The sequence below is a fragment of the Natrononativus amylolyticus genome (assembly GCF_024362525.1).
Taxonomy (GTDB): domain Archaea; phylum Halobacteriota; class Halobacteria; order Halobacteriales; family Natrialbaceae; genus Natrononativus; species Natrononativus amylolyticus.
Map to the genome: position 1 here is coordinate 99932 of NZ_CP101458.1, position 21504 is coordinate 121435.

Sequence of the window (21504 nt, forward strand, 5' to 3'; positions counted from 1 at the left end):
TACGTTTCACTCCGCGAAACCGGAGACTACCGATACGATGAGCGAACTCCCGCCGTGGATCGACGAGCGGCTCGATCCCGACCTCAACAGGAAGCTGTCCCAGCGCCACGTCGTCGAGACGATGGTCGGCGCCGAGCGGCCGTTCTTCTCCGCCGAACAGGTCAGGGCTCGAGTGCGACCGGACGTGAGCAGGGAGACGGTACGAAACCGGCTCAACGAGCTTCGCGAGATCGACGTCGTCAGCGCGGAGACCTACCCCGATTCGATCACGCTGTACTACGTCAACCACCCCGAGTCGAACTGGCCGCTCTCTCCCGAGGGGAAACGGGCGCTCTCACACTCGACGCCGCTCGAGACGCTGTCGCTCGGCGACTTCGTCCGCCTCCGAAACCCCGCCGGGATCAGAACGCTGGTGCTCGCGGGGTTTCAGCTGTCGCTGGTGCTGTTCTCCCTCGGCGTGATCGCGGCGGTCGTCGGGGTCGACGTCACGATCCGGAGCGACAACGGGTTCTGGGCAGCCGCCGCGAACCTGTTCGCGGTCTGTCTGCTGTTGCTGTTCGCGGAGCGACTCGCCCGCAAACTCCGAACCGACGGGCCGGGAGGGCTCGTCCCGACCACCGAGGAGTTCGTCTCGAAGTAACGCGGCTTCACCACCACTGACCATGTCGAATACAGACGACCCGTCCCCCGCACCGCCGTCGACCCAGCCGGGCCCCGACGTTCTCACCGAACGGACGCTGGCCGGCATCTTCGTCCACGTGATCGGGCTGTTCACCGGCGCGATCGGACCGGGGATCGTCTACCTGCTCTCGGACCACGAGTTCACTCGAGACAACGCTCGCACCGCGATCAACTGGCAGCTGTTCTACTTCGTCAGCTTCGTCGCGGTGCTGGCGCTGTTTTTCGTCGCGGTCGCGCTGGATTTCGTCCTCCCCGACTTCGTCGTCGTGACGGTGCTCCTCGTGGTATTCGCGCTGTTCTTCGTCGTGATGCTCCTCACGATTTTGAACCTTGTCTTCCCGCTGGTCGCGACGGGGAAGGCGATCTTCGGAACCGCGTGGGAGTACCCGATCGCGCCGGACTTCTTCGATCTCGACGCCGAGCGCCTGCGGGTCGACCTGAACTGGTGGCGGTTCGTGGCGGCGTACGCGCTGCTCGCGCCGGTCCTGTTCGTCCAGCTGCTCGGGGCGTACGCGTTCGGACCGCCCGAAACCGGCGCGGGGTTCGGGGCGTTCTTCCTCACGCTCGTGGTTACCCTGTTCGTCTCGTTCGTCGCGTACGTCTCGCTGTACAAGGACGTCCAGGACTGCTGCGAAGCGGGCCGCCCGTGTCCGAACTGGATTCCGTATCTGGGGGCGCCCGCCGGAGCGTACGCGGTCGTATACCTGGGCTCTCTGTTCGTGCTTCGGTCGGACAACCCGTCCGGCGACGCGATCTACGGCTACCTGGTCGTCCTGTGGGCGGCGTCGGTCGCGTACCTCTACCGGCGCCGCGAGGGGTTTTCCTCGGCGTAACTGCGCGCTCCGTCCAGTGTCCGACGCATCACAGCGATTACCTGTCGAGGTGCTCGGCGAGCGCCGGTGCCACGGAAACCGCACTCGCCGGTCGCTCGATGGTGTCGGTGCCGTAGATCGCCTCGACGCCCGCCCGCGAGAGCCGCGCGTACGCGCTCGAGACCAGCAGAGGGTGAACGCAGGTGACGAACACCCGGCCGGCGTTTCGCCGCCGGAGCACCGCGACGGCCTCGCTCATCGTCCCGCCGGTCGCGATGATGTCGTCGGCGACGACGACGTCGCGCCCCTCGACGTCGACGTCGCTCGGCGTGATCTCGACGTCGGTCCCCGAGCGACGAACCTTCTCGAAGTAATCGGTTTCGCCCTCGCCGTAGGCGTCTCGAACCCGCTCGGCGAGGTCGATCGCGCCGGCGTCGGGAGAGAGAAAGACCGGGCCCGCGAGGTCGGCGGGCAGCGCCTCGGCCAGCCGGCCCCCGGCGGCGACGGCCGTCGCCGCCGGCTCGAAGAAGTCACAGACCGCCTCCTCGTGGGGCGTCACCGTCAGCACGCGGTCGGCACCCGTCGAGATCGCCCTCGCGACCGCCCGCGCGGTGATCGGCTGGCCGTCGGCGAAGGACTTGTCCTGGCGGGCGTACCCCATGTACGGGAGGACGGTGACGACCTCCGCGGCGCCGGCTTCGCGGACGGCGTCTTGTAACTGGAGCACCTCGAGGTGGGCGTCGCTCGAGACCGTCGAGGCGACGACGATCGCCCGATCGCCGTCGAACCCGGGAACCGACGCCCGGAGTTCGCCGTCGGGAAACCGGTCGTACACCACCTCGGCGAGTGGCTCCTCGAGTTCACGGGCGAGTGCTGCGGCGAGAGTCTGAGAGGCCGAACCGCTCACGATCATGCTCGACACCACACTGCGCGGCCTAAACCCGTTTTCGTTCCGCAACCGCTGCTCGAGGATCGCCGCACCGACCACCGATGCGCGTCGACGCGCGACGTGTGGGGAACTGGGGGTTACGCCTCCGGCGGATCGTGCTCACGCGAGCCGTCGTCTCATGGCTTCCTCGAGTGCGTCACTCCTCGCCGTCGCTGGCGGTCTCCTCGAGCGCGTCACACGGTCCGCCGTCGGTGTCTCCCGTCGTCCGGATCTCGCCGTCGCGGCCGACCAGCACCAGGAGGTTCAGACAGGAGGGGTCGTTCCACTTCGCCGGGCTCACCTGCTCGAACTCCTCGCCGTCGAGGCGCGCCGTTACCCGGAACGTTCCCGGCTCGTCCGGCCAGGACTGCTCGAGGCTGGCGCCCTCGCCGCCGGCCTCGAGGTCGTGGGTCGACCAGTGTTCGATCTCGCCGTCGTACTCGACGAGGACGTCGATCGTGTGATCCTCGCCGTCGAGGTTCTCGACGGCGATCTCGCCGAGTGTGGTTCCGTCCTCGGGGATGACGTCCGCGCTCAGCCCCTGGCCCGCGTCGGTTTCGTTCGCCGCGTCGTCGCCGTCGTCGAGACAGCCAGCGACCGCGCCGGCGCTCACAGCACCCGCGGCAGCCACCACCTGCCGCCGTGTCAGCTCAAACATTCTGGAAAGAATGGATTTCGATCCAGATAAATGCCCGTCAGACGCGCGTCAGACGCCGGCCGTCCGATCCCGTCGAGTCGGCGGGCTCACGCCCCGTCCCTGCGCAGTCGCGGTACCGCGATCCCGGTCACGGAACCGACGCCCAGCCTCCGCGAGCGCCACTCGAGGCCGTCGCCCTCGTCCGCGTCGGCGGCGACCAGCATCGTTCCCCGGTCGGTGACCGCGTACAGTCCCTCGCCGTAGGCGACGCCGACGATCGGGACGCTCGAGCGGTCGACCGCTCGCCAGTCCCCGTCGGCGTAGCCGTAGAGGTCGAGACCGGCGACCGCGTGGGCGCGCCGGAGTTCGCCGGAATCGCTCGCCGGATCCGCCGCGACCGTCTCGACGGGCTCCTCGAGGACCTGCATCCAGCCGTTGCCGAGCTTGTAGAGCCCGTCGGCGGTCGCCGCCAGCGGCACGCCGGGTGCGGAGACGTCGCGGACGTCCGTGAGTCCGGCGTGGTCCAGCCCTCCGTCGTGGAGCCGGTAGACGCCGCCGGCGGTGCCCACGAGTCCGCCGTCGATGGCCCGGACCTCGAGCGACGGATCGCTCCGGAGGGTCTCCCAGTCGCCGTCGGTCCGTCGAGCGACGCGCCCGTCGCCACCGGCGGCGAGCAGCGTCCCGCCGTCGTAGCCCACCGCGACCGCGGGGCCGAATCCGGTTTCCTCGAACCGGTCGTCCGCGTCGGCGACGAGCACGTCCTCGTCGGTCGCGGCGGCGATCCGGTCGCCGTCGGTCGCGACGTCTCGGGTGGTACCGCGCTCACACAGCGAGAACTCGCCGACGAGGTCGTTCGCAACGCGAACGCGGAGCACGCCGGCACCGCTCGCGACGTACACGACGGTGGCGTTCGCCCGGTTGCCGTAGACGCGCTTCTCTTCGATCGTACTCATGCGTGTGGTGTCCACGGCGGTGTCCGAAAACGTTCCGTCCGCGAACCGGCATGAGAAGACTCATACCGGGTGGGGGAAAAACCGGGTGATATGCTCTCACGCCGCCGTTTCCTCATCCTCGCTCCCGGCTGTCTGGGGGCCGTTCCCGGCTGCTCGCTCCGCTCGAACGATCCGGAGTCACAGCCGGGGAGCCCCCTCTCGGAGCCGGTCGAACTGAACGAAATCCGGGTGATGAGCTCGGCCACCGCGGCCGCCACGATCGACGTCCGCGTCGTCGACGACGGCAGCGTCGTCTTCCAGACGCCCGTCGACCTCGAGGGGCGTGATCCGGACTCGAGGGAGATGCCGACGGAGGTACTCTCCGCTGGGTGGCCGAGCGAGCCGATGGAGATCGACGTCCAGGCGCGAGTCGACAGCGTCGAGCGCGCGGACGACGCCGACGCGGAGGGTGCGGACGACGCGGGTGGCAGCGACGAGTGGTGGGGGCTGTCCGAATCCGAGGTGCGCGCCGACGTCATCGACGTCAGTATCGGACTCAACCTGGTTTCCGATGGGCTCTCGGTCGCCTTCGACAGGGCGGACTGGTAAGCTCTCGACGTTATTCCTTCGGAACCCCTTTGAGGACGCCGAACTCACTACCTCTCGATGAAAGTGTTCGGATCGAGCGGGACCCGCGGCGTCGCCAACGAGGAGTTGACGCCCGAGTTCGTCCTGCGCGTGGCGAAAGCGGCGGGGACCGCGTGGGGGGCCGACCGGGTTGCCGTCGCCCGAGACACGCGGTACACCGGGCGGATGCTGGCCGACGCGGCCGCCAGCGGGCTCGCGAGCACGGGAACCGACGTCGACCGCCTCGGAATCATTCCGACGCCGGGCGCACAGGCGTACGCCGAGCGCGAGGAGATGCCGACGATCGTCATCACGGCCTCGCACAACCCGCCCCAGTACAACGGCGTCAAGCTCGTCGGGAGCGATGGCGTCGAACTCGCCGTCGCCGACCTCGAGACCGTCGAACAGACGCTGCTCGCCGAGGGATTCGAGACGGCGCCGTGGGACCGGACGGGACGCGTGCGAGAGATCGACGGCGTCCGCCGGGCGTACGTCGACGAGCTGCTCGCTCACGCCGACCGCGAGCGGATCGCGGACGCCGAACTGACGGTGGCGCTCGACCCCGGCCACGGCGCCGGCTCGCTGACCAGCCCGGCGTTCTTCCGGGCGCTCGGCTGTCGGGTCATTACCGTCAACGGCCAGGCCGACGGCCACTTCCCCGGCCGCGACCCCGAACCCGTTCCGAGTAACCTCGCCGACCTCGGCCGGCTCGTCCGCGCGACCGACACCGACCTCGGTATCGCCCACGATGGCGACGCCGACCGGGCCATCTTCTTCGACGAGTCCGGCGAGTACGTCGAGGGCGACGCGGCGCTCGCCGCCCTCGCCGCCGCCGAACTCGAGGCCGGCGACACGACCGTTTCCGCGGTGAACGTCTCCCAGCGCCTCGTCGACGTCGCCACGGACGCCGGCGCGGAGCTCGAACTCACGCCCATCGGCTCGACGAACATCATCACACGCATCGAGGAACTCGAGGCCAACGGCCAGCGGGTTCCCGTCGCGGGCGAGGGCAACGGCGGCATCTTCTTCCCCGAGTTCCGGCTGGCCCGCGACGGCGCCTACACCGCCGCGCGCTTTCTCGAACTCGTCGCCGAGCGGCCGGCCAGCGAGCTGGTCGAGCCCTACGGCGGCTACGCCAACGTCCGGAAGAACATCCACTACGAGTCGACGGCCGACCGCGACGCGATGTTGGACGCGGCGGCGAACCACGCCCACTCCTCGGAGGCCGAACTCAACACCCGCGACGGCTACCGCCTCGACCACGGCGACGCCTGGGTGCTCGCCCGCCCCTCGGGAACGGAGCCGCTCGTCCGAATCTACGCCGAGGCTCGAGACGAAGCGCGCGCTCAGACCCTCGCGGACGACATGCACGAGGCGATGGCGGACGCGGCGGCCGGGAACTGAACGCGCTCACCGCCATCCGTTTTCAGCCCCCGCGGCGCGTCGATCCGACGTTTCGGATCGCCGCCACCACCACACTCTAACTGCCTGTGGATCAGAGAGTGCGTATGAACGTTCTCGTCACCGGCGCCCACGGCACCGTCGGCACCGCGATCGCCGATCACCTCGCAGACCGCTACGAGTTCACCCTGCTCGACGTCGAGGAACCCGACGACGCGCCCGGCGAGTCGGTCGTCGCCGACGTCCGCGCATACGACGAGATCCGCCCGCACTTCGAGGGCCAGGACGCCGTCGTCCACCTCGCGCTCGTGCCCGGTCACGGCGGCCCCGGCGACCGCGAAGTCGGCTGGTCGGCACCGTTCGCCGAGAACCTCGAGGCGATCGCCAACGTCTACGAGGCCGCGGTGGATGCGGACCTCGAGTCGATCGTCTTCGCCTCCTCGAATCACGCGGTGGGGATGGCGGAGGTCCGCAACGCCCCCGAGATCTACCACGACGAGGGCTACCGGATCGACCACACCGAACCCCACCGCCCGGACTCCCGGTACGGCGTCACGAAGAGCTACGGCGAGGACCTGGGCCGACTGGCCGCTGAGGCCCACGGCATCCGGTTCTACGCGCTCCGGATCGGCTCCGTTCGCGACCCCGAGTACGACCACCCGTACGGCGACGCAGAACGCGGCGTCGACCGGGGCGACTGGGAGCGGGGCAGCGAGCCCTACGAAGAGCAGGTCGCCCGGATGCGAGGGACCTGGCACTCCCGCCGGGACCTGGCGCACATGGTCGAGTGCTGTCTCGAGGACGAGTCCGTCGAGTGGGACCACTTCTACGGCGTCAGCGGGAACGAGCGGCGTTGGCTCGACGACCTCGCACACGCCCGCGAGACAATCGGCTACGAGCCGCGGGATAACGGCGAGGAGTGGGAGAGTCCGCCCGAGTGAGGCTCCGCCCCTCGAGCGGCCGCCCGTGAACCGCCACCGAGCGGCTGCCACCGACCGCTGCCGGCAACACGCCTTTCCCGCCGACCGTTGAGGCTTGAATCAGAAACGATGGCGCACTCGCTTCGACCGGCTCCGAGAACGCCGCTCGAGTGCCGTGTGCGCCGGTGCGGGTCGTCGACCGGGCGGCCTCCGGCCGGTGGTGATCGCTCGTGATTCGACGCGACGGTGATCCTTCGTGACGCTGCGCGACGAGGACGATCTGCGGCGGTGGGCGCTGCTCGACGGTACCCGACTCGTCGTCGCGGGGCTGCTCACTGGCTTCGTGTTCGTCCTCTTTCTGGCCCTCGGCGCTGCCGGCCTGATCCCGACGGAGGACTTCGGGCCGCTGCGGACGATGGTCGGGGCGGTCCTCGGCGGCACGCTGCCGTTCATCACCGTCGTGCTGGCGATCAACCAGCTCATCCTCTCGGCGGAGTTCGGCACCACGGGCACCTTCCGTAACCGACTCGAGGAGACCCGCGAGTTCCGGTCGACGGTCGAACGCGACGTCGACATCGACCTGAGCCCGGCGGATCCGGCTCAGTTCCTCCGTACACTCGTCCTCGCGGCTCGCGAGCGGGCCATCGCGCTCCGGACGGCGGCCGACGAGACGGCGACCGACGAGGCGTTCCGAGAGCGAGTCGACCACTACGTCGCGGACGTCGTCGCCGAGATGGACGCCGGCGCCGACGAGCTCGAAACGGCCCGCTTCGGGACGTTCGACGTCACCTCCGTGATCCTCGATCTCGACGACCCGCTGCACCTCCAGCGGGCGCGCCGGCTCCGAGTCGAACACGAGATCGACGACGAGGTGGCGACCGCGATCGCCGACCTCGAGACGGTGCTCGACGACATCCACGTCGCCCGCCAGTACTTCAAAACCGTCCACATCCAACAGGAGCTCGCGAACCTCTCGCGGCTGTTGCTCTACGTCGGCTTCCTGGCGCTGGTCGTCGGCGGCTCGCTGTTGCTGGCCGACACCCGTCTGGGTGAGTTCATCACGAGCGACGCGCTCTCGCTGTTGCTGGTGGCGCTGATCGCGAGCGTCGTCGTCCTCCCGTTCACCGTCCTCTTCGCGTACGTGCTGCGGATCGCGACGGTCGCGAGACGGACCGCCGCCGACTTCGGACCGTTCCTGCTCCAGCAACGGATTCCGGAGGAGGATCGCCCGTGAGGGGCGCGAGTCGAGCGACGTCGATGAGCGCTCGTCGGTCCGGTCAGACACGAGATGATCACTTGGCGTCAGTAACGGCGGTTGCGTTCCGTCGACCGGAAGAGAGCGCATTCCCGTCGACGTTTTCGGGCGAATCCACAGCCTTTTTCACATCGATCGGATGCTCTTAGGGTGATGAGCGATGATATTTCCGTTCGCGGCTCTCCTCGAAGGGGTCTCGCCGCCGCGACGTTCGGCTTCTTCATCGGCTTCGCGGGCGTCGTCGTCTACGGACCCGCCGCCTCGGAGTTCGAGCAGGCGATGGGGCTGTCGGGGATCATGCTGGGGCTGCTCGTCGGGGCGCCGAACCTGATCGGCTCGCTCATGCGGATTCCCTTCGGCGCGTGGACCGACGACGTCGGCGCCAGAAAGCCGTTCCTGATCCTGCTGGGGCTGTCGATCGTCGGCATGGCCGGCCTCTCCGGCATCCTCGTGTTCTTCTACCCGGACGGGTTGACGATCGAGCTCTATCCCCTGATCTTCCTCTTCGGGGCACTGAGCGGCTGTGGAATCGGGGCGTTCTCGGTCGGAAACGCCCAGACGTCCTACTGGTACCCCGCCGACAAACAGGGGACCGCCCTCGCGACGTACGCCGGCCTCGGGAACAGTTCGCCCGGCATCTTCACGATCCTCATTCCGATTGCGATCGCCGCGCTCGGGCTGACGACGACGTACGTCGTCTGGCTGGTGTTTCTCGTCCTCGGAACCGTCGTCTACGCCGCCATCGCGGTCGATCCGTACTACTTCCAGCTGCGAAAGCAGGGGCTGAGCGTCGAGCGAGCGCGCGAGCGAGCCGGGGAGCTCGGCCAGGAGCTGTTTCCCAGCGGTGACACGTTCGTTTCCATCCGGGAAGCCGCATCCCTTCCCCGGTCGTGGGCGCTGGTCGCCATGTACTTCACCTCGTTCGGGGGCTTTCTCGCGCTGACCGTCTGGCTCCCTTCCTACTGGGTGTCGCTTCACGGCCTCGAGGCCGGCACCGCCGGGGTGCTGACCGCGGTCGGCTTCATCCTGCTGGCGACGTTCGTTCGCATTCCCGGCGGGATGCTCTCCGACCGCGTCGGCGGCGAGGAGACGGCGATCGCGAGCTTCGCCGTCGTCAGCGTCGGCGCCGTGCTGATGATCCTCACGCGGGACGCGACCGTCGCCGGCGTCGGAATGGTGCTCCTCGCGACCGGGATCGGCGTGGCCAACGCGGCCACGTTCCAGCTGCTCCCCCAGTACGTTCCCGACGCCGTCGGCGGCGCGTCGGGACTGGTCGGCGGTCTCGGCGCCTTCGGCGGCTTCGTCGTCCCGCCCCTGCTCGGCTTCTTCGTCGACGTCTACGGGACGGCCGGCTACGCGACCGGGTTCGTCGTCTACCTCGCGCTCGGGGCGATCGGGATCGCGCTCTCCAGTGCGCTGTACTTCGCAGTCGAGGGAAGCTGAACGACTAACTGATAGCACACCGTAGCGGGGATATGGGCGATCGCATTCTCGTTCCGATCGACGACTCAGAACCGGCTCGAGAGGCACTCACGGAGGCGCTGGAGCTGTTCGCGACCGAGCAGATCGTCGTCCTCCACGTGCTCGACACGAACGAGTCGAGTCACGGGATCGAGGGGGGCGCCGCCGACGGCTGGTACGAGGCGAAAAAGGAGGAGGCTGAGGAATTGTTCGAGGACGCACAGGCGGTTGCCGACGAGTACGACGCGCCGCTCGAGACGGCCATCGAATCCGGCCGGCCGGACCGAACGATCGTCGACTACGCGACGGAGCACGGGGTCGATCACATCGTCATGGGCAGCCACGGTCGATCCGGCGTCTCGCGCATCCTGGTCGGTAGCGTCGCCGAGAGCGTGATCCGCAACGCGCCCGTGTCGGTGACGATCGCCAGGCGCCGATCCGCGGTTGACGAGTGAGCCGGTCGATCCGAAACCCGTAGCCGAGGCCTCTCGAGTTCCCGCGCCTCTTGATGCTCCTCTGCACTAAATACTTGTAATACCGTTGTAAATTCGGCGCATGAGTCTCACGTCACGGCGGCGTCTACTGGCCGTCGCGGGCGGTAGTGTGCGGGTCTCTCGGGGTGACTGTCGACTCTGCGCGGTGTCGACGGCGCGCTGCTCGAGTCGGTCGCGGTCGCAAACCACGATACGGACCGGGATCGGTCGTTCCACGTTCGCATCTGGGACGCGGCCGAGACGCTTCACGAGTCCTCGATCGACCTGCCGAAGCGAGAAGCGGCCGACCCGCCCGCTCGGTATCTCGAGTGGGGTCCGCCCGCAGAACCGAGAGAACTCGGCGTCTCGTTTCGGGTCGACGACGAAGCGCGCGAGATGGATCTCGTCGAGGAAGGGTACGACGGCTCGCGTGCCGTGTTACACGGAACGTTCGACGTACAGGGTGGGTCGGGCGTGCTGTACGTCTACGACGAGAACAGCCGGGAGAACGGGTAATCACGGGGACCGGACCGCTCTCAGCAGTCGCCGGACGGGTCGAAACCGCTACCGAACGATCGTCACCGGCACCGTCGCCCGTCTGGCGACCTGCTCGGCGATACTTCCCAGTAGTACGCGCGAGACGCCCGACCGCCCACGGCTGCCCATGATTATCTGGTCGATCTCCGCCTCGTCGGCGAACTCGAGCACCGCCTCGGCGGCCGTCCCGCTGACTACCCGGCGGTCGATTGCAACGCCGTACTCCTCGGCGAGTCGGTCGACGTCGTCGAAGAACTCGGGTTCGGCTTCCTCGCCGGCGGCCGCTGGGGGACGGCCGCTGTAGCCCGCCGCGAGGTCGTCGACGGCGTGGATCACCGTGATCTCGGCGTCGGGAAACAGCGAGAGCGCGTGGTGGAGGGCGGCTCGTGCCGGCTCTGAGTCGTCCATCGGGACGAGCAACTGTCGGCTCATGGTCGGTGGTAGGGCGGCCGGCAGGTAAAAACCGCTGCCATCAGGCGTTCGCGCCGTCCGACTCGAGGGCTCGCCGGAGCTGCCGGCGCTCCTCGCGCAGCGCCTCGAGTTCGGCCTCGACCTCGCCGCCGGCGAGGCGGGCGCGTTCGTCGTCGCTCAGGCGCTCGAGGGCGACCGCGGCGGTCCGGAGGCGCTCGTACTCCCCGTCGTAGCTCCGGTCGCGTACCTCCCGGAGCAGGGCGACGGCGTCCTCGCTCGCGACGCGGGCGACGAACGGCTGTAGCTCGCGAACCCGCCGCCGGAGCACTCCCGCCGACTCGGGTGGCCACGAGAGCGTCAGGGGTGTGGCGTCGATCCCCTCGAGATACGTTTGCTGTGTCGCGACCTGCCGCTTGAGCTCGTCGGCGTCGTCGACGTAGTGGTCGAGTTTCGACCGGGAGTAGCCGGCGTACTCGAGCAGCTGCGGGATCGTGTACTCGCCGGCCGGGTTTTCGGCGACGTAGCGTGCGAGGTCCGCGGGCGGGCGCTCGAACGGGACGAACGGGTAGAGCCGGCTGCGCCGACAGAGGGCGAACACCTCCCGCGCGGTGGCGTCGTGGCGGTAGCGCTCGAACGCCTCGCGGATCGCCGCGTTGTAGCTGCCGACCGGCTCGCGCAGCCGCTCGACGGGTGCCTCGAGGTCGGCCTCGCCGAGTTCGCACAGCCGCTCGCGCTCGCCAATCTCCTCGTCGATCTCCCGGATCCGGCGGGTCGCCGCCTTTCGGGCGTCCACCAGCGCCTCGCGGGCGTCCTCGCGTTCCTCGAGCAGTTCCGAGAACGCCGCCGCCGGCCCCAGAGCGGCCTCGGCGCGCTCGAAGTCCGATTCGCTCAGCCGGCGCTTGTCGATCGCCTCCAGGGCGTCTTCGAACGCCGACCGGTGCTCGAGGTCCTCGGGGAGCCCCTCGACCAGCGAGGCGAACTGCCCTTCGAGTTCGACGTACGCCTTGAAGTTCTCCCGGCCGGTGCCTGTCGCGCGGTCGACGTAGCGCTCGAGGAGAGTCGCCGCGTTCCGGTAGGCGTCGGCGGCCTCCCTGACGGTGTCTTCGCCGTGGGCGTCGATCCGTCTCTCGGCTTCCGCGAGCCGTTCGCGGGCGCGCTCGAGCCGAGCCACGTAGTCGGTCTGGTGGAGTCCCGTGCTCATCCCTGGCTCACCTCACTCGTAGACGGCGTCGGGATCGAACACCGTCTCGCCGACGCGCTCGCCGCCGACGGTTCGGTAGAAACACGACCGGTGGCCGGTGTGGCAGGCCCCGCCTTCCTGGTCGACGCGGTAGAGCAGGGCGTCGGCGTCGCAGTCGACCCGCACCTCCCGGATCTCCTGGGTGTGGCCGCTCGTCTTTCCCTTCTGCCAGAGTTCGTCGCGGCTGCGCGAGTAGTAGTGGGCGGTCCCCGTCTCGAGGGTTCGCTCCAGGGCCTCGGGAGAGACGTACGCGAGCATCAACACCTCGCCGGAGTCGGCGTCCTGGGCGACCGCCGGAACGAGGCCGTCCTCGCCGAAGTCGACGTCGACGCCGCTCTCGGATGCGCTCGAGTTCATACCCGATGGGTTGTCCGTCGGGGCGATAGGTCTTTTGCCGTCGGCGCGCCGCTGCTCGAGGCCATCAGCTCATCGCGTCGGTCACAAAAAATCGCGATCGGGAATCCGATCTCGGCGCTATCCGAGCGCGCCGACGGCCGGGGACGCGGTACCGGCCTCGAGCGACATCGAGGCGGTGCCGTTCTCTTCGGCCGGTTCGACCTCGATCTGGACGGGGTCGACGCCGTTGACCGAGACGATCGACGTACCCGCCTCCTCGAGCTCGAACGAGAGGTCGACGACGTCGACCTCGTCGGGCTCGAGGGAGACCGTCTCGGTGTCGACGGGGCTCGAGTCCTCGTAGAGGGTCACGTCGTACTCGCCGGCGGCGTCGCCCTGGTTGACGACGACGGCCTCGGCGGTGAGCGTGTCACCCACGCGGAGGTCTTCCTCGGCCGGGTCGGGGTCGAGGAAGTAGCCCGTCACGCCGATGTCGGCGCGGGTGCGGTCGACTTCGATCCCGTCGGTGACCTCGTCGTCCGCGCTGAACACGCCGTGTTCGTAGTAGTCCGGCCGCTGGTTGTCCGCGACCTCGTACTCGAACTCGACGGTCGTCGACTCGCCGCCCTCGAGGGAGACCTCCTCGCTCACCGAGAGCGGCAGGAAGCCGTCCTGCTGGATCTCGAAGTCGTCCGCCGAGGCCTGTTCGACGGACGCCAGGTCGAAGTCGGCACCTGCGGTCGCGTCCGCGTCGGCGCTCGTGCTCGCGCCGGCGGCCGCCTGTGCTGAGACGTGTTCGACGGCATTGGCGAGCAGCATGTTGCCCTCGTCGGTGAAGGATTCCTCGTCGGTGAAGAAGTCCCGGGCAACGGCGGTCGCCAGCACCTCGTTTTCGTCGTCGTTCACCGCGATCGACGGCCCCTCGTGGACGCCGTCGTCGCCGGCGGAGAAGTCGGCGTCCGCCAGCACGGTGCCGTCGTAGTCGTCGAACCACGCGCCCCACGTGGTGGAGCCGGAGTACACTTCGACGGTGTCGCCGGCCGAGCCGACGCCGTCGAAGATCGGGTGGTCCTCGTGGATCTCGATCTCGACGGGTTCGCCGTCGGTCGCCGTGGCGTCCTCGTCGCGCTCGCCGGGGTTCTCGCGCACGTTGTGCAGGCGGTAGACGCCGTCGGCGTACGCCTCGGCCGTGCCGCCCTGGTAGGAGTCGAGGTAGACCGCGCCCTGGTCGTCCTCGAGACCGCCGAGGAAGTCCTCGGCGAGGTCGTCGCTGCCGATTCGCTGGACGACGAACGCGTCGTAGTCGTCCATCGAGTCGAGCAGGTCGTCGGCCTCGAGCAGGTCGACCTCGTAGACGTCCGCGTCGAGTCGGTCCTCGAGGACCGCAACGAGCGCCCCCTCGTGGTAGTCCTCCTCGTCGACGACCGCAACGGAGACGTCCTCGGGGTCGCCGATCCCGTCGTCGTCGTCCGTGCCGACGTCGAACTCGTAGGTCACTTCCTGGGTGCCCTCGAAGTCGCCGGTGTTCTCGACGTCGACGCTCACGGTGAGCGTTTCACCCTGGCCGACGTGGGCCGGTGCCTCGAAGTCACTCAGTTCGAAGTGGGCTTCCTCGCCCTCTTCGATCTCGATCGGGGCGTACTCGTCGTCGAACCTGACCTCGACGCCCTGCTGGTAGTCGCCGGGCTCGAGGTCCTTCGGGACGGCTGCTTCGAACGCGACGACCGTCTCCTCGCCGGGCTCGAGAGAGACCGTCTCGGTCGCCTCGACCTCGTCGTCGAAGACGAACTCGACGGTCTGGGTGGTTTCCTCCCACCCGGTGTGCTCGAGCGTCGCCTCGACGGCGTACTCGTCGCCCTGCGTCGCGTTCGCGGGCGCCTCGAGGTCCGTCACCTCGACGAGCTCGGGCGCGTCGACCTTGGTGAGCGCGAACGCCTCGTGGTCCGCACTCGAGACGACGTGCGCGGCGTCGCCGAGCCCGTCGTCCTCGCTGACGACGTACTCGAACTCCACCGTGGTGCTCTCGCCCGGCTCGAGTTCGACGCTCTGTGCCGGTTCGTCTGCCTGCGCCGCGGCCGCCTGACCGCTGACGCTGCCGACGTTAACGTACTCGACCGCGTTGGCGAGCAGCGCGTTCGCCTCGTCGGTGTAGTCGTCGTCCGCGACCCAGGTGGTGCGGCCGAGGGTGAGGAGGATCTCGTTCTCCTCGTCGCCGACGCCGACGGCCGAGCCGTCCGGGCTCGCACCGTCCAGACCGCCATCCGCGAGCACGGTGCCGTCGTAGCCGTCGAACCACGCGCGGTCCGCCGAGCTGACGTCGTACATCGTGATCGTTTCGCCCGCCTCACCGACGCCGGTGAAGATCGGGTGATCCTCGTGGAGTTCGTAGTCGACGCTGCCGTCGCCGGAGAAGCTCGTGCTGACCGAGAGGTCGTCGCGCTCCTCGGCGAGGGCGCTGATGCCGTCGGAGCCGCTGCCCCAGTTCTCGAGGTAGACGACGCCCTGGTCGTCGTCGAGTTCGGCGAGGAAGTCGCCGAGGTCGACGTTCGAGAGGTCGTTGATCACGAAGACGTCGTACTCGTCGGTTACGTCCAGCAGGTCGCCGTCGTGGACGGCGTCGACGGTGTAGTGCTCGTCGAGTTCGTCCGCGAGCGTCTCGGCGGTGTTCTCGACGCCGTGTGGGTCGATCCGCTCTAAGTCCTGTGACTCGAACTCGGAGTCGCCGGTGCGTTCCTCGAGGTCCTCGAGCAGCGCCTCGTCCGCGGCGTCGACGCCGCTGCCGACGACGGCGACGTCGCCGGGTGCGTCGCCGAGTTCGTACGCGAGCGACTGCGTGTCGGTTGCCTCGCCGGTGTTCTCGACCGTCGCGGTGACGGTGATCTCCTCACCGTGGGCGACCTCCGCCGGGCCGTCGACGTCGCTCACGGCGAAGTGCGCCTCGAGGACCGTCAGTTCGGCGGTCAGCGAGTCGTCGTCGGTGAACACGCCGTGGTCGTAGGTGCCGCCCTCGGCGTCGACCGTGACGTTCTCGAAGGCGACGGTCGTCTCCTCGCCCGCCTCGAGCGTGACGTCTTCCGTCGCGACGGCGTCCTCGAGGTCGTCGAACCGGAACTCGACGTCCTGTTCGTCGGCTGCGTTACCCGTGTTCTCGACCGTGGCCTCGACGTCGATCTCGTCGCCCCGTTCGACCTCGTCAGGGGCCTCGAGGCCGGTTACCTCGAAGTGCGGATTCAGAACGGTGAGTTCGCTCGTCTCGGCTCCCTCGTCGGCGAAGATGCCGTAGGCGTACTCGCCGCCCGCGAGTCCGTCGGTGGACGCGGTCAGCGTGACGCTCTCCTCGCCGTCGGGCGCCAGATCGCTCACCGCCGTCGCGACGGTCGCGTTCTCGTCTAAGTCGTCCGCCGAGTCGGCCAGTCGGAGCTCGATCGCCTCGATGGCGCCGACGTCGCCGACGTTCTCGAGGTCGGCCGACACCTGGACCGCGTCGCCCTCGTCGACCTCGTCGGGGCCCTCGAGGTTCGAGACCTCGATCTGGCCAGGATCGGCCTGGCCGTTTCTGAGCTGGCGGATCAGCCGGAGGTCCTCGTCCGTGACGTTGCCGCTGCGGGTGACGTCCGCGAGCTCGGTGTTGAGCTCGTCCTCGTCGATCCGGTCCTGGAGGTACTGGCGGGTCAGCTGGACGTCCTCGTTGTCGATCACGCCGTCCTCGTTGACGTCGCCGAGCTCGTACTCGGGGACGCCGACGCCGAGGTCGAGTTCCTCGGCGGCGGCGGTGACGTCGATGATGCCCATCCCGTACCGGGTGTCCTTCTCGTCGTCAGGCTCGTCCCAGTCGTCGGGTTTCCAGGCGGTTTCCTCGAGGGCCTCTTCGATCTCCTCGACGGTCAGGTCGGGGTCCGCCGATCGGAAGAGCCCGACCGTGCCCGCGATGTGCGGGGAGGACATCGACGTCCCGCTCAGGATATCGTAGCCCTCGCCGTCGGGACCGGCGCTGTAGACGTCCTCGCCGGGTGCGGCGACGTCGGGCTTGACGAAGGAGTCGGGCCACTCCTCCGGCGGGTCGTCGAACTCGTCCTTCTCGACGACCATGCCGCTCGAGAAGTCGGAGATATCCTCCGCCTCGTTCGAGGAACCGATCGAGAACGAGTCGTAGTCGGTCGCGGGTGCGCTCACGCAACCGTCGCCGCCGTTGCCGGCGGAGGTCACGACGACCGTGCCCGCGCTGCGGGCGTTGTCGATCGGTTCGATGAAGATATCCTCGTAGGCCGGGCCGCCGAACAGGCCGCAGCCGATGCCGAGGCTCATGCTGGCGACGTCGGCGTCGTTTTCGACGGCCCACTCCATCGCGCCGACGATGGTGACGTCCATCGCGGAGTCGTAGAAGACGTCCGCGTGGAGCAGGTCGGCTTCGGGCGCGACGCCGATCGCCGTTCCGGAGGCGTCGCCGCCGGTCGCGGTACCGCTGACGTGGTCGCCGTGGCCGGTGTCGGAAGACGGCTCGACGCCCTCGATGATCTCGCCGTTCGCGTCGAACGCCTCGAAGCCGCCGGGGTAAGTCGGGTCGTCCGGGTCGTCGGTGTACAGCTCGAGGTCGGGGTGTGCCGGATCGATCCCGTCGTCGATGATCGCGACCGTCGAGCCCTCGCCCATTGTGCTGTACTCGTCCCAGAACTCGGGCGCGTTGATCTGCTCGAGCCCGTACGTGTACTCGTCCTCCTCGCCGGGATCGGCCGCGCGCTGCTCGACCGGCTCGATCGGCTCGATCTCCTGGCTGAGGTGGATCGCCTCGACGCCAGGGAGCTCCCGCAGCTCCGCGATTGCGCGCTCGTCGGCGTCGGTGGTCACTGCGACCAGGTTCGAGAGCCAGAACGTGTTCCGGACCTCCGCGGCGTCACTCTCCGCGAGCCTGTCGAGGACCGGCTCCTGGGTCGCCGCCGCGTGATCTTCGAGCTGCGCCCGTACGACCTCCCCGTCGGTCGCCGTCACCGTCGGTTGCTCTAAGGCGAGCACGAGAGCCAGCTCGTCCTCGCCGTCGTCGATCGCCTCGCCGATCTGGCGGTCGACGGCGACTGCGGCCGCGTCGTGTGTTTCTTCGATTTCCTCTATCGAGACGTCCCCCTGTGCGCTCAGTTCCGCAGGGGCGGACGCCTGTCCGTCCTCGGACGTCGTCGTCGCTCCGCCGGCTCCGACGGCGCCGATGGCGACCATCGAGAGAACCATGATGAGCGAGAGGACAACCCCGTTGATTCGTTTCGTTCGTTGTCTCATGTCTTGTTGTCGTGTTATCCAGCAGCCTATCCCGGTCACGTTCCTCGGTTTCTCGTACCGTCGTTAGTTCACACCTCCCGCGTGAAATGTTCACACGGTTATCTTGAAATTCAACGGTAATGATATATATCAATATCGGAATCTAATATCATGCGGAAATCCTCTATGGTGGTGTAACGAATTCGATGTCACGAAGCGGTTTCGTATAATCGGAGAACGCGTACTGACGGTGTCCGGCGCCAGTCGGGCAGTTGACGTCGCCTCGAACCCCCTCGCCGAACCCGAACCTCGCCGTGATGGCTCGGCGTCCGGAGAGGACCAGTCACCTATACGATACGGTAGAACTCACGTCGTAGAAGATGGTCGAAACGCTCGTGTTACTGGTGGGCTTTGGTGCGGCCCTGTTCACGCTCCTTCTCCCCGCTTGGATACTGATTCAGTGGCTGGCGCAGAACGGGGCCGACTCCGACGGTCGCTGACTCCCGGAGTCCGCCGTTCGAGGCTCGACGGCGAGCGGCGCCGGGTCGCGGCTACAGTCCGCCGTCCAGCGTGATGTAGCTGACCCCGATGATCCGATCGTCGCCCTCGAGTTCCTCCCGGGCGGCGTCGGGGACCTCGGTGTCGACGTTGTACACCGTCAGCGCCTCGCCGCCGATGGCCTCGCGGGCGTTGAACATCCCCGCGATGTTGACGCCGTGGCTGCCCATCACGGTGCCGATGAGGCCGATGACGCCCGGTTCGTCCGTGTTGCGCGTGACGACCATCCGGCCGCCGGGGATCGCGTCGACCCGGTAGCTGTCGATGCGGACGATCCGGGGGTCGTCGCCCGCGAAGAGCGTGCCGTCGACGGTGAGTTCGTCGTCGCCGTCCGACACCGTGACCGAGATCAGGCTCTGGAAGTCCTCCGCCTGGCGGGTCTTCGACTCCGTGACCTCGACGCCGCGATCCTCGGCGATCTGGGGGGCGTTGACCGCGTTCACCTGCCACTCGAGCGGCTCGAACACCCCCTTGAGCGCGCTCGCGGTCACCAGGTCGACCTCCTCGGCGGCGATCTCGCCCTCGTAGGCGACCTCGATGCGCTCCATGCGGCCCTCGAGGAGCTGCGTGGCGACTTTGCCCGCGGTCTCGGCGAGGCCGATGTAGGGCTCGATGCGCGGGAACGCGCTCTCGTCGACCGAGGGGGCGTTCAGCGCGTTGATCACGGGCTCGCCGGCGAGGGCGGCGCTGACCTGGTCGGCGGTGGAGGTGGCGACGTTCTCCTGGGCGGCCTCCGTCGAGGCGCCCAGATGAGGGGTGACGATCACGTCCTCGACGTACAGCAGCGGCGAATCCTCGGGCAGGGGCTCCTCGGCGAAGACGTCGAGGGCCGCTCCCGAAAGGGTGCCGTCCTCGACCTTCGCGGCCAGCGCGTCCTCGTCGACGACGCCGCCGCGGGCGCAGTTGATCAGGTACCCGCCCTCGAGTAACTCGAGTTCGGCGTCGCTGATCAGGTCCTCCGTCTCCGGGGTCAGCGGCGTGTGGACGGTGAGGAAGTCAGCGGCCTCGAGACACGCTTCGAACTCGACGAGTTCGGCGCCGATGCGTTCCGCCCGTTCCTCGGAGATGTAGGGGTCGTAAGCGACGATGTCCATCCCCAGCGAGTCGAGTTTCTTCGCGACCTCCTGGCCGACGCGGCCGAGGCCGACGACGCCGAGGGTCTTGCCGTTGAGTTCGGCCCCCAGGTAGTCGCTTTTGGCCCACTCGCCGGCCTTCAGGCGGACGTGGGCCTGCGGGATCGAACGGGCCGCCGCGAACGTCATCGCGACGGTGTGTTCGGCCGCCGCGCGAACGTTCCCCTCGGGGGCGTTTGCGACGATCACGCCATGGTCGGTCGCCGCGTCGATGTCGATGTTGTCGACGCCGATCCCCGCTCGCCCGACGATCACCAGGTTCTCGCCGGCCTCGAGCACCTCGCGGGTGACCTCCGTCCCGGAACGGACGATCAGCCCGTGGGCGGACGACACCGCCTCGAGCAGCGCCTCGCCCTCGAGTTCGTAGTTCGTTTCGACGTCGTGTCCGGCCTCCCGGAGCACGGAGAGCCCCGCGTCGGCGATGGGGTCCGTGACCAGCACCTTCATGCGCGAGACACTCGCCCGGAGGGGGTAAACGCTTCCGTTGCCTGCATATCTGGCGAGTTGCATAGCCGATGACCTGTTCGCTCGAGCGTGGGTCGCGGTCCCGACCGTCGCCGAAACGAGCCCGGTAATCCGTTATTTATCGTGATCGTGCGCGCTTGGTTTCGCCCGCCGCCCGATCACCGTTAGCCGACGGCGCGGCGCCGTTGGGGCTGGTAATCGGTCGTAAACGCAGATCCAACAGTATTTGGCGCTCGGTTAACTACAGCATACCCACTCCAATAATGCCCGACTCACTGCCCTGGATCGTCGCGGCGGTCGAAGCCTGGATCGAGTCGGCACTCCCCGAGAACACGTGGATTCTCGTCCCGCTGATCCTCCTCGGCTCCTACGCGCTGGCGAAACTGGTCAACTGGCTCAGCCGCCGGTATCTCACCGACTCCGAGGAGCTAACAACGACTTCGTTCGGCCGCGCCGTGCTCGAGGAGATCCACACCCCGCTGGCGATCTCGATCGCCGTTCTCGGCATCGCGCTCAGCCTGCTGGCGCTTGGCATCGTCGATCAGAGCCACCGGGCCGTTACCGTGCTGGTCACGGTGCTGGTGATACTGTGGGCGCGGACCGCGATCAAGATCGGGAGTCGCTGGATCGAGGTGGTCAACGGCAGCGAGACGGATTACGAGTTCACGCCGATGTTCAAGAACGTCTGGACGATCGGCGTCGTGCTCGCCGCGGTGTTGCTCGTCCTCTCGATCTGGGAGCTGCGGATCACGCCGTTTCTCGCCTCCGCGGGGGTGCTGGGGGTGATCATCGGCTTCGCCGCCCAGGACGCGATCGGCAACCTCATCGGCGGCGTCGCGCTCTACTTCGACAACACGTACAAGATCGGCGACGTCATCCTCGTCGAAGACGACATGCGCGGCACCGTCACCGACATCGGCATCCGCTCGACGACGGTGCTCACCACCGACAACGTGCTCGTCACCGTCCCGAACGCGGTGTTGAACTCGGCGCAGGTGGTCAACGAGACCTCCCCCCAGCGCCACATTCGCATCCGGGTGCCGCTATCGGCCGCCTACGACACCGACTACCGGGAGGTCGAGCGGATCGTCCTCGAGGTCTGCGAGGACGCCCCCCTGGTCCGGGAGTCGCCCGCGCCGCGGGTGCTGTTCGACCGGTTCGGCGACTCGGCGCTGATCTTCGAACTCCAGGCGTACATCTCCCACCCGCTGACACAGAAGCGCGCCGTCGACCAGATCAACCGACGGGTGTACGACCGGTTCGACGAGGCCGGGATCACGATCCCCTTTCCGCAGCGCGAACTCTCCTTTCTCGAGGGGGGCAGCGAACACCGCTTCGAGGAGCGATTCGAGTCGCGGGCGGTCGACCCGGGCGACCTCGACCTGCCGGGCGGCCGGCCGCCCGGCTCCGACGGGGCCGAGTGAGACTACCGCGGGACCCGCACCCGCCG

General features: G+C 68.3%; 17 protein-coding genes. 9 read left to right on the plus strand and 8 right to left on the minus strand.

Annotated features, from left to right (window positions below; translation table 11 throughout):
* The first annotated feature begins 37 nt into the window (after positions 1 to 37).
* Together NMQ11_RS00510 and NMQ11_RS00515 are read left to right on the plus strand one after the other, a co-directional pair.
* Complete coding sequence (locus NMQ11_RS00510) at positions 38 to 640, plus strand: helix-turn-helix domain-containing protein (protein WP_255169430.1); 603 nt, start codon at positions 38 to 40, stop codon at positions 638 to 640.
* 22 nt (positions 641 to 662) lie between these two features.
* A complete protein-coding gene (locus tag NMQ11_RS00515; protein ID WP_255169431.1) occupies positions 663 to 1514 on the plus strand; it encodes a DUF4870 domain-containing protein in 852 nt (283 codons plus the stop codon).
* A 37-nt stretch (positions 1515 to 1551) separates the two neighbouring features.
* On the opposite strand, the gene prs is transcribed toward NMQ11_RS00515, so the two are convergent.
* The 3 genes from prs to NMQ11_RS00530 all read right to left on the minus strand — a co-directional run bounded on the left by prs (position 1552) and on the right by NMQ11_RS00530 (position 4011).
* The gene (prs, locus tag NMQ11_RS00520; protein WP_255169432.1) at positions 1552 to 2406 is read right to left on the minus strand and encodes a ribose-phosphate diphosphokinase; all 855 of its coding nucleotides are present in this window, start codon (positions 2404 to 2406) and stop codon (positions 1552 to 1554) included.
* A gap of 172 nt (positions 2407 to 2578) precedes the next feature.
* Positions 2579 to 3079: a hypothetical protein gene (locus NMQ11_RS00525; RefSeq protein ID WP_255169433.1), complete on the minus strand. Its 501-nt coding sequence runs from the start codon at positions 3077 to 3079 to the stop codon at positions 2579 to 2581.
* Between the two features lie 86 nt (positions 3080 to 3165).
* Positions 3166 to 4011, minus strand: coding sequence for an HVO_0234 family beta-propeller protein (locus tag NMQ11_RS00530; RefSeq protein WP_255169434.1), 846 nt, complete (start codon positions 4009 to 4011; stop codon positions 3166 to 3168).
* Positions 4012 to 4101: 90 nt separating this feature from the next.
* On the opposite strand from NMQ11_RS00530, the gene NMQ11_RS00535 reads away from it, so the two are divergent.
* From NMQ11_RS00535 to NMQ11_RS00560, 6 genes are all read left to right on the plus strand, one after another.
* Positions 4102 to 4599, plus strand: coding sequence for a hypothetical protein (locus NMQ11_RS00535; RefSeq protein WP_255169435.1), 498 nt, complete (start codon positions 4102 to 4104; stop codon positions 4597 to 4599).
* Positions 4600 to 4656: 57 nt separating this feature from the next.
* The gene (glmM, locus tag NMQ11_RS00540) at positions 4657 to 6021 is read left to right on the plus strand and encodes a phosphoglucosamine mutase (RefSeq protein ID WP_255169436.1); all 1365 of its coding nucleotides are present in this window, start codon (positions 4657 to 4659) and stop codon (positions 6019 to 6021) included.
* 104 nt (positions 6022 to 6125) lie between these two features.
* A complete protein-coding gene (locus NMQ11_RS00545; protein ID WP_255169437.1) occupies positions 6126 to 6959 on the plus strand; it encodes an NAD-dependent epimerase/dehydratase family protein in 834 nt (277 codons plus the stop codon).
* A 235-nt stretch (positions 6960 to 7194) separates the two neighbouring features.
* The gene (locus tag NMQ11_RS00550; RefSeq protein ID WP_255169438.1) at positions 7195 to 8172 is read left to right on the plus strand and encodes a DUF7972 family membrane protein; all 978 of its coding nucleotides are present in this window, start codon (positions 7195 to 7197) and stop codon (positions 8170 to 8172) included.
* A 174-nt stretch (positions 8173 to 8346) separates the two neighbouring features.
* A complete protein-coding gene (locus NMQ11_RS00555; protein WP_255169439.1) occupies positions 8347 to 9636 on the plus strand; it encodes an MFS transporter in 1290 nt (429 codons plus the stop codon).
* 32 nt (positions 9637 to 9668) lie between these two features.
* A complete protein-coding gene (locus NMQ11_RS00560) occupies positions 9669 to 10109 on the plus strand; it encodes a universal stress protein (RefSeq protein WP_255169440.1) in 441 nt (146 codons plus the stop codon).
* A 582-nt stretch (positions 10110 to 10691) separates the two neighbouring features.
* On the opposite strand, the gene NMQ11_RS00565 is transcribed toward NMQ11_RS00560, so the two are convergent.
* From NMQ11_RS00565 to serA, 5 genes are all read right to left on the minus strand, one after another.
* On the minus strand, positions 10692 to 11096 hold the full coding sequence (locus NMQ11_RS00565; RefSeq protein WP_255169441.1) for a universal stress protein: 405 nt from the start codon (positions 11094 to 11096) through the stop codon (positions 10692 to 10694).
* 40 nt (positions 11097 to 11136) lie between these two features.
* Entirely contained in the window at positions 11137 to 12276 is a 1140-nt protein-coding gene (locus tag NMQ11_RS00570) for a DUF7118 family protein (RefSeq protein WP_255169442.1), read from the minus strand.
* A gap of 12 nt (positions 12277 to 12288) precedes the next feature.
* Positions 12289 to 12672 carry a phosphoribosyl-AMP cyclohydrolase gene (gene hisI, locus NMQ11_RS00575; protein WP_255169443.1) on the minus strand — a complete coding sequence of 128 codons (384 nt, stop codon included), beginning with the start codon at positions 12670 to 12672 and terminating at the stop codon, positions 12289 to 12291.
* A gap of 117 nt (positions 12673 to 12789) precedes the next feature.
* Positions 12790 to 17919, minus strand: a complete 5130-nt coding sequence (locus NMQ11_RS00580) for a S8 family serine peptidase (protein ID WP_255169444.1) — start codon at positions 17917 to 17919, stop codon at positions 12790 to 12792.
* 530 nt (positions 17920 to 18449) lie between these two features.
* Positions 18450 to 20036, minus strand: a complete 1587-nt coding sequence (gene serA, locus NMQ11_RS00585) for a phosphoglycerate dehydrogenase (RefSeq protein ID WP_255169445.1) — start codon at positions 20034 to 20036, stop codon at positions 18450 to 18452.
* A 281-nt stretch (positions 20037 to 20317) separates the two neighbouring features.
* On the opposite strand from serA, the gene NMQ11_RS00590 reads away from it, so the two are divergent.
* Positions 20318 to 21478: a mechanosensitive ion channel family protein gene (locus NMQ11_RS00590; RefSeq protein WP_255169446.1), complete on the plus strand. Its 1161-nt coding sequence runs from the start codon at positions 20318 to 20320 to the stop codon at positions 21476 to 21478.
* Positions 21479 to 21504 lie beyond the last annotated feature (26 nt).

Bases quoted from the DNA above. Each gene is read 5' to 3' on its own strand.
- NMQ11_RS00510 (WP_255169430.1), top strand. From the start codon at position 38: ATGAGCGAACTCCCGCCGTGGATCGACGAGCGGCTCGATCCCGACCTC.
- serA (WP_255169445.1), bottom strand. From the start codon at position 20,036: ATGAAGGTGCTGGTCACGGACCCCATCGCCGACGCGGGGCTCTCCGTG.
- NMQ11_RS00525 (WP_255169433.1), bottom strand. From the start codon at position 3,079: ATGTTTGAGCTGACACGGCGGCAGGTGGTGGCTGCCGCGGGTGCTGTG.
- glmM (WP_255169436.1), top strand. From the start codon at position 4,657: ATGAAAGTGTTCGGATCGAGCGGGACCCGCGGCGTCGCCAACGAGGAG.
- NMQ11_RS00555 (WP_255169439.1), top strand. From the start codon at position 8,347: ATGAGCGATGATATTTCCGTTCGCGGCTCTCCTCGAAGGGGTCTCGCC.
- NMQ11_RS00590 (WP_255169446.1), top strand. From the start codon at position 20,318: ATGCCCGACTCACTGCCCTGGATCGTCGCGGCGGTCGAAGCCTGGATC.
- NMQ11_RS00560 (WP_255169440.1), top strand. From the start codon at position 9,669: ATGGGCGATCGCATTCTCGTTCCGATCGACGACTCAGAACCGGCTCGA.
- NMQ11_RS00530 (WP_255169434.1), bottom strand. From the start codon at position 4,011: ATGAGTACGATCGAAGAGAAGCGCGTCTACGGCAACCGGGCGAACGCC.
- NMQ11_RS00580 (WP_255169444.1), bottom strand. From the start codon at position 17,919: ATGAGACAACGAACGAAACGAATCAACGGGGTTGTCCTCTCGCTCATC.
- NMQ11_RS00515 (WP_255169431.1), top strand. From the start codon at position 663: ATGTCGAATACAGACGACCCGTCCCCCGCACCGCCGTCGACCCAGCCG.
- NMQ11_RS00545 (WP_255169437.1), top strand. From the start codon at position 6,126: ATGAACGTTCTCGTCACCGGCGCCCACGGCACCGTCGGCACCGCGATC.
- NMQ11_RS00535 (WP_255169435.1), top strand. From the start codon at position 4,102: ATGCTCTCACGCCGCCGTTTCCTCATCCTCGCTCCCGGCTGTCTGGGG.
- NMQ11_RS00565 (WP_255169441.1), bottom strand. From the start codon at position 11,096: ATGAGCCGACAGTTGCTCGTCCCGATGGACGACTCAGAGCCGGCACGA.
- NMQ11_RS00570 (WP_255169442.1), bottom strand. From the start codon at position 12,276: ATGAGCACGGGACTCCACCAGACCGACTACGTGGCTCGGCTCGAGCGC.
- prs (WP_255169432.1), bottom strand. From the start codon at position 2,406: ATGATCGTGAGCGGTTCGGCCTCTCAGACTCTCGCCGCAGCACTCGCC.
- hisI (WP_255169443.1), bottom strand. From the start codon at position 12,672: ATGAACTCGAGCGCATCCGAGAGCGGCGTCGACGTCGACTTCGGCGAG.